Source organism: Frigidibacter sp. MR17.24 (genome assembly GCF_037095655.1).
Lineage (GTDB): Bacteria > Pseudomonadota > Alphaproteobacteria > Rhodobacterales > Rhodobacteraceae > Frigidibacter.
Genome location: NZ_JBAWKE010000012.1, coordinates 48,479 through 63,142, shown reverse-complemented (window position 1 = coordinate 63,142; position 14,664 = coordinate 48,479). Strand labels below are relative to the sequence as shown.

The 14,664-nt window shown below is 71.1% G+C and carries 10 protein-coding genes; 8 read left to right on the top strand and 2 right to left on the bottom strand.

Going from position 1 to position 14,664, the window contains the following annotated elements; all coding sequences use genetic code 11:
• Positions 1–228: 228 nt before the first annotated feature.
• The 8 genes from V8J39_RS21650 (at position 229) to V8J39_RS21615 (ending at position 8,379) form a co-directional block, all read left to right on the top strand.
• On the top strand, positions 229–357 hold the full coding sequence (locus tag V8J39_RS21650) for a hypothetical protein (RefSeq protein WP_336463058.1): 129 nt from the start codon (positions 229–231) through the stop codon (positions 355–357).
• On the top strand, positions 321–2,321 hold the full coding sequence (locus tag V8J39_RS21645; protein WP_336463093.1) for a catalase: 2,001 nt from the start codon (positions 321–323) through the stop codon (positions 2,319–2,321). The genes V8J39_RS21650 and V8J39_RS21645 overlap by 37 nt, the downstream gene beginning before the upstream one ends.
• A gap of 63 nt (positions 2,322–2,384) precedes the next feature.
• On the top strand, positions 2,385–2,873 hold the full coding sequence (locus tag V8J39_RS21640) for an MgtC/SapB family protein (RefSeq protein ID WP_336463057.1): 489 nt from the start codon (positions 2,385–2,387) through the stop codon (positions 2,871–2,873).
• A 532-nt stretch (positions 2,874–3,405) separates the two neighbouring features.
• On the top strand, positions 3,406–4,179 hold the full coding sequence (locus tag V8J39_RS21635) for a formate/nitrite transporter family protein (RefSeq protein ID WP_336463056.1): 774 nt from the start codon (positions 3,406–3,408) through the stop codon (positions 4,177–4,179).
• A 79-nt stretch (positions 4,180–4,258) separates the two neighbouring features.
• Positions 4,259–5,884 (top strand): alpha-glucosidase, encoded by a 1,626-nt coding sequence (locus V8J39_RS21630; protein ID WP_336463055.1) that lies wholly within the window; start codon positions 4,259–4,261, stop codon positions 5,882–5,884.
• The gene (locus V8J39_RS21625) at positions 5,851–7,560 is read left to right on the top strand and encodes an alpha-amylase family glycosyl hydrolase (protein ID WP_336463054.1); all 1,710 of its coding nucleotides are present in this window, start codon (positions 5,851–5,853) and stop codon (positions 7,558–7,560) included. Before V8J39_RS21630 ends, V8J39_RS21625 begins: the two co-directional genes overlap by 34 nt.
• A gap of 107 nt (positions 7,561–7,667) precedes the next feature.
• Positions 7,668–7,910, top strand: coding sequence for a hypothetical protein (locus V8J39_RS21620; protein WP_336463053.1), 243 nt, complete (start codon positions 7,668–7,670; stop codon positions 7,908–7,910).
• 274 nt (positions 7,911–8,184) lie between these two features.
• Entirely contained in the window at positions 8,185–8,379 is a 195-nt protein-coding gene (locus V8J39_RS21615) for a hypothetical protein (RefSeq protein ID WP_336463052.1), read from the top strand.
• A gap of 39 nt (positions 8,380–8,418) precedes the next feature.
• Here the strand turns inward: V8J39_RS21615 and V8J39_RS21610 are convergent, their stop codons facing one another.
• Together V8J39_RS21610 and V8J39_RS21605 are read right to left on the bottom strand one after the other, a co-directional pair.
• Positions 8,419–12,258, bottom strand: coding sequence for a chemotaxis protein CheB (locus V8J39_RS21610; RefSeq protein WP_336463051.1), 3,840 nt, complete (start codon positions 12,256–12,258; stop codon positions 8,419–8,421).
• A gap of 95 nt (positions 12,259–12,353) precedes the next feature.
• Positions 12,354–14,651, bottom strand: coding sequence for a pyrroloquinoline quinone-dependent dehydrogenase (locus V8J39_RS21605; protein WP_336463050.1), 2,298 nt, complete (start codon positions 14,649–14,651; stop codon positions 12,354–12,356).
• Between the last annotated feature and the right edge of the window lie 13 nt (positions 14,652–14,664).

Genomic DNA, 14,664 nt, shown 5'->3' with positions numbered 1-14,664 from the left:
TCTGCTTCCCCGAAGTCTAGGCCGCGCATGGGGGCGGGAGGAACCGCCAACACGCGCGGGCTTCGCAAATCGGGCCGGCGTGGCCGGCTGCCCCGGCCGCCCGTCAGGCAAGGCCCGCGAAAGGCTGCGCATTCGCACCCTCGCCGCATCGGCGGATTTCAGCCCGCCCGCCGCGGGAACATGCGCGGGCCACCCCTGTTCGAGGGGGCTCAAAAAAGGGAGCCACCGATGAGCGATGACGGCCACACCCCCGCAAGCGCGCACAGCCAGACCGGAACCGAGACGACGGACCATCCCGCCGAGACCGGCCGGGAGGAGAGCTGCACCAGCGCCCCGGGCGCGGCGGCGCGCGCCTGACGACGGCGCACGGCGCACCGATCGCCGACGACCAGAACAGCCTCAGGGCCGGGGCCCGCGGTCCGGTCCTGATGGAGGATTTCGCGCTGCGCGAGAAGCTGTTCCACTTCGACCACGAGCGCATCCCCGAACGTGTCGTCCATGCCCGCGGCTTCGGCGCGCACGGCTACCTCGAGGTGACCGAGGCGATCCCCGAGCTGACCTCGGCCGCGATCTTCCAGACGGCGGGCACGAAGGTCGAGGCCTTCGTGCGCTTCTCGACCGTCGCGGGCAACAAGGGGTCGGCCGACCTCGCCCGCGACGTGCGCGGCTTCGCGGTCAAGCTCTACACGCCCGAGGGCAACTGGGACATCGTCGGCAACAACATCCCCGTCTTCTTCATCCAGGACGCGATCAAGTTCCCCGACCTGATCCACGCCGCGAAAGAGGCGCCCGACCGCGGCTTTCCGCAGGCGCAGACCGCGCATGACAACTTCTGGGACTTCATCTCGCTGATGCCGGAAGCGATGCACATGGTGATGTGGATCATGTCCGACCGCGCGATCCCGCGGTCGTTCCGCTTCATGGAAGGCTTCGGCGTCCACAGCTTCCGCGTGGTGAACGCCGAGGGGAGATCGCATTACGTCAAGTTCCACTGGAAGCCGAAGCTGGGCCTGCAATCGGTGGTCTGGGACGAGGCGGTGCGGATCATGGGCGCCGATCCCGACTTTCACCGCCGCGACCTGTGGCAGGCGATCCGGACGGGCGCCTTCCCGGAACGGGAGCTGGGGGTGCAGGTCTTCGACGACGACTTCGCCGACTGCTTCGACTTCGACATCCTCGACGCGACGAGGATCATCCCCGAAGAGCTGGTGCCGGTGCGCCGGATCGGCCGCCTGGTGCTCGATCGCTGCGTCGACAATGCCTTCGCCGAGACGGAGCAGGTCGCCTTCTGTACCCAGAACATCGTCCCCGGCATCGACTTCACCAACGATCCGCTGCTGCAGGGGCGCAACTTCAGCTATCTCGACACGCAGGTGAAGCGCCTCGGCGGCCCGAACTTCACCCATATCCCGGTCAACGCCCCGCGCTGCCCGTTCCACCATTTCCAGCAGGACGGCCACATGGCGATGCGCGCGCCGAAGGGACGCGCCAACTACGAGCCGAACGGCTGGGCCGAGGGCGGGCCGCGCGCCGCCGCCGACGGCTTCCGCTCGCATCCCGAGCGCGTCGAGGGCGAGAAACGCCGCACCATCCGCCCCGAACGCTTCGCCGATCACTACAGCCAGGCGCGGCAGTTCTACGTCAGCCAGACCAAGGTGGAGCAGACCCACATCGTGGCTGCACTGGTCTTCGAACTGTCGAAGGTCGAGACGCCGGCGATCCGCACGCGGATGCTGGCGCACCTGCCCAACATCGACGCCGGTCTCGCGGAAAAGGTGGCCGACGGGCTGGGCATGGACCTGCCCCCGGCCGCCGTGCCCGCCCGCGCGCCCATCGACCTGCCGCCCTCGGACGCGCTGTCGATCCTGAAGAACGGGCCGGGCCGGTTCGAGGGGCGCAAGCTCGGCCTGCTGGTCAGCGACGGCGCACCGGCGGGGATGGTCGCGGCGGTGAACGAGGCGGGCGGGCTGGTCGAGGTCGTGGCGGCGCGGATCGGGGGCGTGACCCTTTCGGACGGCAGCCGCCTCGCGGCGGATCAGAAGATCGACGGCGCGCCCTCGGCGCTTTACGACGCGGTGGCGCTGGTCCTGTCCGACGAAGGCGCCGACAGCCTCTGCGCGATGCACCCGGCCCGGATCTTCTGCGCCGAGGCGGTGGCGCATCAGAAATTCGTCGCTCTGGCCGGCGGGGCGGGGCAACTCCTGAAAGCCGCGGGCCTTGGGGCAGACCTGCCGGGTGTCGTGACGCTCGATGCGCCGCAGGGCGCCGGCGATTTCATCGCCCGCTGCGGCGCGCTGCGGGCCTGGGCGCGCGGCGGCTGAGCCCGCGGCGGCCGGCAGGGAACGCGCGCCGGGCGGCGGCGTTTGGCAACGATGGATCTGGTCATGTCGGAGCTTTCGGTCTCGTTCGCGGCCACCCCGCCCGGGGTGGCGCTTCTGCGCATCGTGCTGGCCATCGTGCTGGGCGGCGCGATCGGGTTCGAGCGGGAGCTGCGCGACAAGGCGGCGGGCCTTCGGACCCATGTGCTGATCGCAGCGGCAAGCTGCCTGTTCGCACTCATCGCGCTCGAACTGATCGCGGCGGCCGACACGCGCGGCGGCGCGGCGGACGAACGCATCGACATCCTGCGCCTGATCGAGGCGGTGACGGCGGGCGTCGCCTTCCTGGCCGCCGGCTCGATCATCACCGCGGGCGGGCGGGTGCGGGGGCTGACCACCGGGGCGGGCATGTGGATGGCCGGGGCGGTGGGGCTTGCCTGCGGCGTCGGGCTCGCGGGCCTCGGCGCGATCGCCGCCGTGACGACGATCGTGGTGCTGTGGGCCTTCAAGCTGGTCGCCGACCGGCTCGAGGCGGGGGACCGGCATGACGGGTGAGCCGCGCCTTCATCCCCGCCCGGCGCGGGAACATCCGCCGGGCCTGCCTGTTCGGGGCACTTCCCCTGACAGCGAGGCACACCGTGACCACAGGCCCCGACAAGACCCCGCCCCGACCGGGTCCCCGACACCATTCCGAGCCGCCCGCGGGCCAGGCCGCCGGGCAGCCGCCCGGGCCCGCGGCGGCCAAGACCGATCCCGGTCGCAGCGGTTGGCGCGTCAAGCGCGCGGATGCGGACGGGCCGCTGACCCCCGAGGAGAAGGTGCTTGATGAACAGGACAGGGCAAGACGACGACGCGAACGGCGGCAGGCCCGATGAGCGGCCCGATGAGCGGACCCCCGACCCCGCGTCGGCGGCCCCGGCGCCCGGGATCCGGCAGGACCAGCCCGGCGACGGGCTCGAGGAGCTGGAGACGCGCCTGCCCTCGACCTCGGCCGCCGTGCACGAGGTCATCCGCCGCGACGGCGACAAGGAGCTGAACCGCGAGGCGATGGCGNCTGGAGACGCGCCTGCCCTCGACCTCGGCCGCCGTGCACGAGGTCATCCGCCGCGACGGCGACAAGGAGCTGAACCGCGAGGCGATGGCGCTTCTGTGGTCGGCCGTCGCGGGCGGGATCACGATGAGCACCTCGTTCATGGCCCGCGGCATCCTGCGCGCGAACCTGCCCGAGACCGACTTCGGCTTCCTGTTCGAGGCGATGGGCTACACGGCGGGCTTCCTCTTCGTCATCGCCGCGAACCAGCAGCTTTTCACCGAGAACACGGTGACGGCGGTGCTGCCGTTCATGACCCGCCCCGACCGGCGCAACCTGGTGCGGCTGCTGCGGCTTTGGGGCGTGGTCCTTGCCGGCAACACGCTGGGCAGCCTGATCGCCGCGGCGGTCTTCGCCTTCATGCCGGTCTTCCCGCCCGACGTGGGCGAGGCCTTCGTCGAGATCGGCCACCACCTTGTCGAGAAGCCCGCGCTGCAGATGCTGGGCGGGGGCATCATCTCGGGCTGGCTGATCGCGACGATGGTCTGGGCGATCTATGCCACCAGCCAGGCCAAGCTCGCGATCATCTTCCTGGCCACCTATCTCATCGCGATCGGCGACTTCCCCCATGTCATCGTCGGCACGGTCGAGGTCCTGTACCTGGTCTTCCTGGGCGAGCTGTCGCTGGCCGGGGCGATCCTGCGCTTCTGGCTGCCGGTGCTGGCGGGCAACGTCATCGGCGGCACGCTGATCTTCGCGCTGATCAGCCATGCGCAGGTGCGCGCAGATCACGACAGCGGCACGGTCGAGGACGCGACGGCGGGGCACTGAGCCGACATCCGCCGCCGCCGGGAACATTCGGCCCCCTGCGCCATTCAGCCCCCCGGACACGGCAAGGCACAGGAACCCCATGGCATTCGAACCCGCCCCCGACGACTGGTGGAAGGGCGCGGTGATCTACCAGATCTACCCGCGCAGCTATCTCGACACGACCGGCAACGGCATCGGCGACCTTCGGGGCATCGCCGAACGGCTTGATCACGTGGCCTCGCTCGGCGTGGACGCGATCTGGATCTCGCCGTTCGTGAAATCGCCGATGAAGGACTTCGGCTACGACGTCGCGGACTATCTCGCCGTCGATCCGCTGTTCGGCGACCTGCAGGATTTTCGCGATCTGCTCGCGGGTGCGCATGACCGCGGCCTGAAGGTCATCATGGACCAGGTGCTGTCGCATACCTCGGACCAGCACGCCTGGTTCCTGGAAAGCCGCGAGGGGCGGGGAAACGCCAGGGCCGACTGGTACGTCTGGGCCGACCCCAAGCCAGACGGCGGCCCGCCCAACAACTGGCTGTCGGTCTTCGGCGGCTCGTCCTGGCAGTGGGAGCCGCGGCGCAGCCAGTACTACCTGCACAACTTCCTGCGCGAGCAGCCCGACCTGAACTATCACTGCCCCGCGGTGCAGCAGGCGGTGCTGGACACCTGCCGCTTCTGGCTCGACATGGGGGTCGACGGCTTCCGGCTCGACGTCTGCACCTTCTACGTCCACGACGCCGAGCTGCGCGACAATCCCCCGAACCCCTCGATCCCCGAGGGCGAGGCCTTCGAGTTCAATCCCTATTCGCGCCAGCTTCACATCCACGACATCGTCCGCCCCGAGACGGTGAGCTTCCTCGAACGGCTCCGGGCGCTTTGCGACGGCTACGGCGGTCGCGCGCTTCTGGGCGAACTGAACCAGTCCGAGGCGGTGCGCGTGCACCGCGAATACACCGCCGTGAAGCGGTTGCAGCTGGCCTATGGCTACTGGCTTCTGGGCGCGCACCACGTCCCGCCGGGCCTTCTGCGCGACGTCGCGCGCGACCTTGGCCATGACGAGGATGCCGGCTGGCCGGCCTGGGCGCTCGACAATCACGACTTCACCCGCGCGATCACCCGGCTCGGGTCCGAAGAGACGCCCGATGCCGTCACCGTGCTGATGGCGGCGCTTGCCTGCCTGCGCGGGGCCTTCTGTCTCTACCAGGGGGCGGAACTGGGCCTGCCGCAGGCCGAGCTGCCGCAGGACCGCGTCGTCGATCCCTATGGCCGCGAATTCTGGCCGGCCTACAAGGGCCGCGACGGGGCACGCACGCCGATGCCCTGGACCGGCGACGCCCCCTCGGGCGGCTTCTCGCAGGTCGAGCCATGGCTGCCGGTGCCGCAGGCGCATCTTGCGCTTTCGGTCGCGGGGCAGGACGCGCTGCCGGGCTCGACCCTGAACCGGCTGCGCCGCTTCCTGCACTGGCGGCGCGACCAGCCCGCGCTGCGCCAGGGCGGCATGGAGTTCGTCGCGACCTCGGCGGCGATCCTCGGCTTCCGCCGCGCCCTGGGCGACGAGGTGCTGACCTGCGCCTTCAACCTGTCCGGGGCCGAACAGGTGCTGAGCCTGCCCGAGGCCGAGACGGGGCCGGAGATGACCGGCCACGGCTTCGGCGGCATCCGCCGCGGCGACGAGATCCACCTGCCGGCATGGGGGGCGTTCTTCGCCCGCGCCGCGCCATGACCGGCGCGCCGATGGCCCGGCCGGGGCCTTACGAGCCCTTGGCCGACGGCTTTGCCGCCGACTGGTGGCGGGGCGCGGCGATCTATCAGGTCTACATCCGCAGCTTCCGCGACGCGAACGGCGACGGGATCGGCGATCTGGGCGGCGTGCTCGCAGGGCTCGACCACATCGCCGGGCTCGGGGTCGACGCGGTCTGGCTCTCGCCGTTCTACAAGTCGCCGCAGAAGGATTTCGGCTACGACATCTCGGATTTCCGCCTCGTCGATCCGACCGCCGGCAGCATGGAGGATTTCATGCGCCTGCGCGACGCGGTGCATGACCGCGGCCTGAAGCTGCTTCTCGACTTCATCCCCTGCCACACCTCGGACGACCATCCCTGGTTCGCCGAAAGCCGCGAGGGGCGCGACACGCCCAAGGCCGACTGGTACGTCTGGGCCGATCGCGCCCGCGACGGCGGCCCGCCCAACAACTGGCTGTCGTCCTTCGGCGGACCCGCCTGGACATGGGAGCCGCGGCGGTCGCAATACTATTACCATCCGTTCCTCGCCTCGCAGCCGGCGCTGAACCTGCACAACCCGGCCGTTCTCGACCAGCTGATCGCCGAGATGAGCTATTGGAGCGATCTCGGCGTCGACGGCTTCCGCATCGACGCGGTGCAGTGCCTGGCGTGGGACCGCGACCTGCGCTCGAACCCGCCCGTGGGGCGCGGGGGCTCGAACGCGCTGATCGGCGGCGGGCCGACCAATCCCTTCGCCGCGCAGCTGCATTATTTCGACCGCGCCGCCGAGGGCACGCGCGCGATCCTCGAACGCTTCCGTGCCTTCGCCGATGCCAATGACATCGTCCTGATCGGCGAGCTGGCCGACATCGACACTTCGCAGGCCGCGGCCGAGTTCACCGAGCAGGGCCGCGCGCTGCACGCGGTCTACGATTTCGGGCTGATCAACTGCCACCCCGAGGTCGACTCGATCACCGCCCAGCTCGAACGGCGCGAGCGGCTTCTGGGCAACGGCTGGTTTCTCAACGTCTTCACCAACCACGACACGATCCGCGCGGTCAGCAATCTCACCCGTTTCGCGGGCGAGGGCCTGCGCGAAGCGGCGGCGAAGATGCTTCTGTTCACCCAGATGACGCTCAAGGGCGGCTGCATCCTCTATCAGGGTGACGAGCTGGGCCTGCCGCATCCGCATCTGGACTACGACCAGATCGTCGATCCCTGGGCCAAGGCCTTCTGGCCGACCTTCGAGGGGCGCGACGGCGCGCGCACGCCGTTTCCGTGGAATGACCGGCAAAAGCACTGCGGCTTCGGCAAGGCCACGCCCTGGCTGCCGGTGATGGACACGCACGCGGCGCTCTGCGTGCGCCGCCAGTCGGCGGACCCCGGCAGCGTGCTGTCCTTCACCCGCGACTTCCTGACCTGGCGCCGGGACGAGCCGGTGCTGCGCCTGGGCGAAGAACGCATGGCCCGGGGCGAGCGTGCGCCGATCATCTCCTGGACCCGCGCCTATCAGGGCCAGGAGCGGCGCATCGTCGTCAATTTCTCCGAGGATGCCGCCTTCATGCCCGTGTCCGGCCGCTGGCGGATGCTGTCCGCCCCCGGCTGCGCCACGCAGCGCGAGGCGCATGGCATCGCCCTGGGCCCGCTCGCCTTCGCCATCCTCGCCCCGGATGCCTAGCCGCAGCGCCGCTCCTGCCCGGACCTTGCGCGGAGGGCCCGCCCGGCCGGCGGCGGGCCATGGCGGTCGCCGCGCCGGTCGGGGCAGGTCCGGAAGGGAGGCTGTCCATGACCGATGACGACACGGCGGGTGACGACCGGGCGGCGCTGTGCTGGCTTGGCGCGCACTTTCTGGCCGGGATCCTTCTGGGGACGGCCTTCCTGGCGGTGATGATCGGCCTTGGCGCCGATGCGGCGGGCTGGGCGCGGCCCGTTTTCGATCACCCCGGGCTCCTTGCGGCGGTCTGGGCCGGCTGGGTCGGTCCCGTCGCGGTCGCCTTCGTCGCCACCGCGCTGGCGCTTGCGGACTGACGGATACGGCCGGCCCTCGGGACCGGCCGCGCCGGGAACATTCCGCGCCCGCGCCTGTTCGACGCTGCGGAGGCCCCCAGGCCTCCAGTTCCTGCAGTCCCCTGCGACGGGTGGCCGGTCCGGCATGTGCCGGGCCGGCCGATGGCGCATCCGACCCCGACCGGCAGGGCGGCGGCGGCATGGTTCCGAACTGATCCGGTTGCCCCGCCCGCGCGTAGACCTTTCAGGGAGACAGCGCCGGCGCACCGCGCTGTCGCGAGGACGGAGCAAGCGCATGCCGGAAGACGACAAGCAGGAAAAGGCCCTGCCGCCCACGTCCAGCCAGCCCGACAAGGACACGGCCCAGATGCCCGACCCGCCGCAGCGGCTGGTGGATCTGGCACGGGATCTTGAGGAACGGCTGCAGCGCCGCCGTCCGCGCCCAAAGGCCGACGGTGTCACCGAACGCCGCCCCCGCTGGCTGCACTGACCTGCTTCGGGCCTGCTCCGGGCCTGCTCAGCCTCCCGCTCACCCCGCGGCGGGCACCGGGAAGACAAGCGTGTAGATCACGCCCTCGTCGGCGAACTCGAGGCTGCTGTTGCCGTCGAGATCCCAGGCGACCCCCGTCTCGAGCAGCGCCGAGCCGAAGCCGCGGGCGTCGGGGGGCACGGGGCGCGGGCCGCCGGTCTCGCGCCAGCGCAGGCGCAGCAGATCCTCGCCCTCGCGCGCCCAGTCCACCGCGACCTTGCCGCCCGAACACGACCATGCCCCGTATTTCAGGGCGTTGGTCGCCAGCTCGTGCAGCGCGAGCGCCAGCGTCAGCACCGCGTCCGGCGCGAGCGTGACGGGCTCGCCCGTGCACGACAGCCGGCCCTCGCCCGGGCGCAGCGCGCCCGCCGTCATCTCGATCAGCTCTGCCAGGTCGGTGCCGGTCCAGCTTGACCGCGTCAGCGTGTCGAGACCCGCGGCCAGCGCCGACAGCCGCTGCTCGAACGCGCGACCGAAGCTTTCAAGGTCGGTGCTGCCGCGGCGGGTCTGCGCGGCGATCGACTGGATCACCGCCAGAAGGTTCTTCACCCGGTGATTCAGCTCGCCCACCAGCATCCGCTGGCGCGCCTCCCAGCGGCGCAGCTCGGTCACGTCGCGCACAAGGCCCGTGCCATGGGCCGCCGTGCCCTCGTCGCCGCTCTGGAACATGCCGGTCGCGTGCACGATCCGCCCCGCGGCCGGACCGGCGACGGGCTGGAACTCGACCTCGAAGGCGCGGCCCTCGCGCAGGCTGGCGGCGATCTCGTCCTCGATCGCCGCCCGGTCCTCGGCCGACAGGCGGGTCATCCAGTCGTCGATCCGGCCCTCGCCCGCCGCCAGGCCGATGATCTGGCGGGCGCGCGCGTCCCACTCGGCCTGGCCGGTCGCATAGTCCCAGCTGCCCCACCCCAGGCGCGAGGCCCGCGTCGCCATCGCCAGCGCGTCGCGGGTCGCGCGCAGCTCCTCCTCGTGGCGCTTGCGCGCGGTCAGGTCGCTTGCCGCGCCGAACCATTCGGCGATCTCGCCATCCGCGTTCAGGATCGGCACCGCCCGCGACAGCGTCCAGCCGATGCCGCCGTCCTTGTCGATCACCCGGTGCTCAAGCTCGAACACCCGTTTCTCGCGCAGCGCGTGCAGGATGGCCTGGTCGACCTGGGGCCGGTCCTCGGGATGGATATAGCGCGCCAGCCAGCCGGCGTCGGGCGTGGGGCAGTCGGCCAGGAAGCCGTCGCCGCTCAGCTCCAGCATCTCGCTCCAGTCCGCCGACATCCGGTAGATCACCTGCGCCGTCGCCCGGGCAAGCGCATTGGCCCGCGCCTCGCTCTCGCGCAGCCGCGTCAGCGCCTCGCGCCCCGAGGTGACGTCGACGAAGGTCAGCACCACGCCGTTGATGTGGTCGTCGATCGTGCGGTAGGGGCGCAGCCGCATCTGCAGCCAGCGCCCGTCGGTGGTGGGCAGCTCGCGCTCGATCGGTTGCAGGTCGGCCAGCACCTGCGCCACGTCCTCGGGCAGGCTCGACCAGGTCAGGCGGTGGTTGAAGTCGGTGATCCGCCGGCCGGTGTCGCCCTCGGTGACGTTGAACAGCTCCTTCACCCGCAGCGTCACCATCCGGATCTTCAGGTCGGTGTCGAGAAACAGCGTGCCGATGTCCGAGGCCGCGATGACGTTCTCGAGGTCGCTGTGCGCGCTGCGGATCGAGGTCAGGTTGTCCTCCAGCTCGCGGTTGAGCGCCTCAAGCTCGACATTGGTCGATTGCAGCTCCTCGCGCGAGGCTTCCAGCTCTTCGGCAGTCGAGCGGTATTCCTCGTTGACCGACTGCAGCTCCTCGTTGGCGATGCGCAGGTTCTCCAGCGTCACCTCGTATTCGCCGCCCGCCGTCACCGCCCGCGCCTCGGCGCTTTCCAGCTCGGCGCGCAGGCGGCGGATCTCGGTTCCGGCGGGCTGGTCGGGCACCTCGGCGAGATTGCCGGCCAGCACCGGTCCCCCGTCGAGGAACAGGATCAGCACCGCGGGCTGGCCCTCGGGCCCGGCCGTCGGCGCGACATGCAGCGCGACCGACCGCGCGCCGGCATCGAAGGCGACCGGCACCGGCGCCGTCAGCGTGGGCTCGCCCCGGTCCACCGCGCGCCGGATCGCGGCGCGCAGGTCCAGCCGCAGCTCGGGCCGCACGAGGCTGGCGATGTTGTTGTTCAGCGGTCCCGCCGAGGGCAGCAGGTAGCGCCCCGCCAGCGGCGACAGGTTCTGCACCGACAGGTCCTGCGCGACGAGGACGCTGGGTGGGGCGAACTGTTCCAGCGCGGCGGCATGGGTTTCGGAAAATCCGCGCGCCTGCCCCTCGCGGGTCCGGGTGCGGGTGCTGTCGATCGCCCGCGGCCACTCGCCCTGCGGGCTTGCGTTGCGGGCCGGGAAATGCCGCACGGCGCGGGTGCGCAGCCGGTAGATCCGCGCGCTGCGCTCGACCGGCAGGAAATCGTCCGACAGCAGGTCGGGGTTCTCGGCGAGCCCCAGGAACAGGTAGCCGTTGCGGCGCAGGCCATAGGCGAAGGTGCCCAGCGCGTCGCGCTGCACCCCGCGATTGAGGTAGATCAGCAGGTTGCGGCACGACACCAGGTCGAGGCGCATGAACGGCGGATCGCGCATCAGGCTGTGGCGGGCGAAAAGCACGCAGTCGCGCAGCACCTTGCGGACGCGGTAGCCCTCGCCGTCGCGCTCGAAGAACCGCTGCAGCCGCCGCTCGCCGACATCGGCGGCGATGCCCGCGCCATAGCGGCCCTCGCGCCCGAACACGAGCGCGGTCTCGTCGACATCGGTCGCGAAGATCTGCACCGGCAGGCTCAGCCCGCGCGTCTCCATCGCCTCGAGCAGCAGCATGGCAAGGCTGTAGGCCTCTTCGCCCGTGGCGCAGCCGACGACCCAGGCCCGGATGCCGCCCTCGTCCGCCGCCTCGAGGATCTGCGCCACCGCCTCGGCCGACAGCTGGTCCCAGGCCTGGGGGTCGCGGAAGAACGAGGTGACCGAGATCAGCAGTTCCGAGAACAACTCCTGCGCCTCGTCGGCGTTCGAGCGCAGACGCTGGGCATAGTCGGGCAGGCTGGCGCTGCGGGTGATCTGCATCCGGCGCGCGATGCGCCGGCGCACGGTCGCATCCTTGTAGCCCAGGAAGTCGTGGCCGGTGCGGTCGCGCACCAGCGTCAGGATCTCGCGATAGACCGGCTCGGCGATCTCGGGCGCGGTCTCGCGCAGGCTGTGCTTGGTCGCGGCGATCTCGGCGATGCGCCGGGCCAGCGTCGCGATCGGGCCGACGACATCCGTTCCGCCGCCCTGGATCACCGCGCGGGGCATCATCGGGAATTCGGCCTCGGCCGGCTCCTGCGCCAGGATCACGCCGCCTGCCTCCTTCACCGCCCGCGCGCCGGCGGCGCCGTCCGAGCCGCCGCCCGACAGCAGCACCGCCATGCCGTCGCCGCGGCCCTTGGCGATCGATCTGAAAAATCGATTGATCGGCTCTCTTCGACCGCGTGGTTCGATGAATTCGCGGGTGGTGACCGCGTCGCCCTCGATCACCAGCTCGCTGTCGGGCGGGATCACGAAGACGGTGTCGGGGCGCAGTTCGGGCGTGTCGTCGACCTGCACCACCGGCATGCCGGTGACTTCGGACAGGATCTGGTGCAGCTGGCTTGGCCGGTCGGGGGGCAGGTGGATAATGACGACATAGGCCAGCCCGAGGTTCGGCGGCAGCTGCGAGAACAGCGCGCGCAGCGCCGTCACCCCGCCGGCCGAGGCGCCGATCGCGCAGACGGGCACAGTCGCCGGGCCGGGTTTGGGGCGGGTGTCTGTCATGGCCTGCGTTCGGCTCCTCGCGCGTCGGTCCTGCACCATAGGGAGGCCCGGCCGCGATGTCACGGCCGGGCCCGGGACGCTGCGGTCCCTCGACCTCAGGGAAGCTTGTAGGCGACCAGGTAGTCGCCGGTCGGCGTCTCCATGAAGTGGTGGCCAGTGGCCGCGATCAGCACGTATTGCTGACCGTCGACCTCGTAGGTGATCGGGTTGGCCTGTCCGCCGGCGGGCAGCACGTCGGACCACAGGGTCTCGCCGGTCTCGATGTCGATGGCGCGGAACAGGTCGTCGGTCGCGGCGCCGATGAAGATCAGCCCCGACCCGGTCAGCACCGAGCCGCCGTTGTTGGGCGTGCCGATCTTGATCGGCAGGTAGGACGGGATGCCGAAGGGGCCGTTGCGGCGCGCCGTGCCCAGGGGTTCGTCCCACAGCGTCTCGCCGGTGGCGAGGTCGATCGCGCGGATGCCGCCATAGGGCGGCGCGGTGCAGGGCATGCCGGTGACGTCGTTGCGCCAGCCCGCGTTGACCTCGATCGCATAGGGCGCGCCGGCCTGCGGGTCGCCCGCGCCCTCGGCGTTGCTGCCGCCGTCGCCGCCGCTGACCTGCTCGGTGATCGGGCGCAGGTTGCGCGCGTCGGCCTCCTCGCGCGGGATCAGCCGGTTGTGGTTCGGCACGTCGTTGTAGTTCGCCACGATCACGCCGCGTTCGACATCGACCGCGACCGAACCCCAGTCCGATCCGCCGTTGTAGCCCGGATACTGGATCCAGTGCCGGTCCGTCGAGGGCGGGGTATAGAAGCCCTCGTAGTTCGCCCGGCGGAACTGGATCCGGCACCAGAGCTGGTCAAGCGCGGTGAAGCCCCACATGTCGCTTTCCCTGAGCGGGTCCTTGCGCAGCGTGTGCCATTCCGACACCGGCTGGGTCGGCGAGATGAAGTCGGGCTCGACGCTGCCGCCGGTCGGGGCCTCGATCTCGCCCACCGGGGTCAGCGGCTCCCCGGTGCGGCGGTCGAGGATGTAGAGATCGCCCTGCTTCGAGGGCAGCAGCACCGCCGGCACGGGCGCACCATCGGCGCCGGGATAGTCGATCAGCGTCGCCTGGCTGCCGAGGTCGTAGTCCCAGACGTCGTGATGCACGGTCTGGAAGTGCCACACCGGCTCGCCCGTGGTCACGTCGAGCGCGACGAGAGAGGTCGCCCATTCGTTCTCGCTCTCGATCCGGTTCGAGCCGTAGTAGTCGACCGAGGAATTGCCCAGCGGCAGGTAGACCTGGCCCAATTCCTCGTCGCCGGTGGCGGTGGTCCACATGTTGGGCGTGCCGCGGGTGTAGGTCTCGCCCTCGGCCGGGCCGTCGGCATTCTCGGGATTGTCCATGTCCCAGGCCCACAGGAAGGCGCCCGTCACCGCGTCGAAGCCGCGGATCACGCCCGAGGGCGCATCCTCGGCCTGGCCGTCCTTGACCTGCGCGCCGGTGACGACGATGCCGCGCACGATGGCGGGGGGCGCGGTCACCGCGTACCAGCCGGGCACCCGCTCGCCGATGTCGGTCCACAGGTCGACCATGCCGTTCTCGCCGAAATCCTCGCAAGGGACCCCGGTCGCTTCGTCGACGGCCAGCAGCTTGGCGTCGATCGTGCCCTCGATGATCCGGGTCTTGCAGATGTCGTCCTCGGCCAGCTCGGGCGCGGTGTAGACCGAGACCCCGCGGCACGAGGCGGAATATGGGATCGCCTCGTCCGGCACGCCGGTGTCATAGCGCCAGTTCTCCTCGCCGGTGGCGGCGTCGATCGAGATCAGCATGTTCTTGGCCGAACACATCACGAGGCTGTCGCCGACCTTGAGCGGGGTGGTTTCGGCCGCGTATTTCCCCTTGGCCGCGGCCGAGGGCATGTCGCCGGTGCGGAAGACGAAGGCGCGTTCCAGCCGGCCGACGTTGTCGGGCGTGATCTGCGCCAGCGGCGAGTAGCGCCGGGCATTCGGGCCGCCGCCCCAATAGGGCCAGTCCGCGCCGACCTCGCGCGGCGGGCGGGGATCACGCCCGGCCGGGACCGCGGCAGGCGGGCCCTGTTCCTGTGCGCCGCGCGTCTCGGCCGGCGGCGCCGCGGGTGTCGCGCCGCCGGCGTCCGTGCCGCCATCTGTCTGTGCCGCTGCGCCGGTCGCGTCGGGCTCGGCCCGGCTGCTGTCGGGCGCGGGCTCGCTGCGCACGCCGGGGGCGAGACGCTCGGGGACGGTTGGTTGCGGCGCCTCCGGCGGGGCGGGCTGCGCCTGCTGCGGGGGGGCGTCCTGCGGTGGCGGGGTGGTCCCGGTGTCCTGCTGCGCGGTGGCGAGGCCCGGATGGCCAAGGCAGAGGATCAGGGCGGCCGGGCCGCGCAAGCTGTGGGTGAGACGCTGGGTCATGATGTCTCCTTTC